The sequence below is a fragment of the Pseudomonas sp. K5002 genome, from assembly GCF_013386655.1.
Taxonomy (GTDB): Bacteria; Pseudomonadota; Gammaproteobacteria; order Pseudomonadales; family Pseudomonadaceae; genus Aquipseudomonas.
Window position 1 is genome coordinate 1 of the sequence record NZ_JACARK010001593.1, and the last position, 628, is coordinate 628.

General features: G+C 67.7%; 1 protein-coding gene. It reads left to right on the plus strand.

Translation table 11 applies throughout. From position 1 onward, the window contains the following. A partial coding sequence (locus tag HX846_RS38150) for a condensation domain-containing protein (protein ID WP_178967571.1) occupies positions 1–628 on the plus strand: 628 nt, incomplete at both ends.

A 628-nucleotide genomic window follows, 5' to 3' on the forward strand; every position in this document is an offset into this window, starting at 1 on the left:
GAACAGGCGCGGCAACTGGGGGTCAGCGCTGCGAGCCTGATGCACCTCGCGTGGGCCCAGGTCCTCGGGCTGGTGTCGGGCCGTCAGGACGTGGTGTTCGGCACCGTATTGATGGGCCGCATGCAAGCCGGCGAAGGTGCCGACCGGGCATTGGGCATGTTCATCAACACCTTGCCGCTGCGGGTGGAGGTGGGTGCCGACGCGGTACGTGCCGGCGTCAAGGCGACCCACGCCCGGCTCAGTGCCTTGCTGGGTCATGAGCATGCGTCCCTGGCGCTGGCCCAGCGGTGCAGCGGCGTGCCGACCTCGATGCCGTTGTTCAGCGCCTTGCTCAACTACCGCCACAGCACCCCGGGCGAAATGGCCCGCGACGGCCACGGTATCTGGGAAGGCGTGCAATTGCTCGGCGGCGAAGAACGCAGCAACTACCCGCTGACCCTGAGTGTGGACGACCTTGGCACAGGCTTCGGCCTGACGGTACTGGCGCTGGAATCCATCGGCGCGCAGCGCCTGTGCGACTCCATGCACAGTGCGCTGGAGCAACTGGTGGAGGCCCTTGAGCACGCGCCGCAAACGCCGTTGCATCAGTGGCCGGTACTGCCTGCCCGCGAACGCGAACACCTGCTGC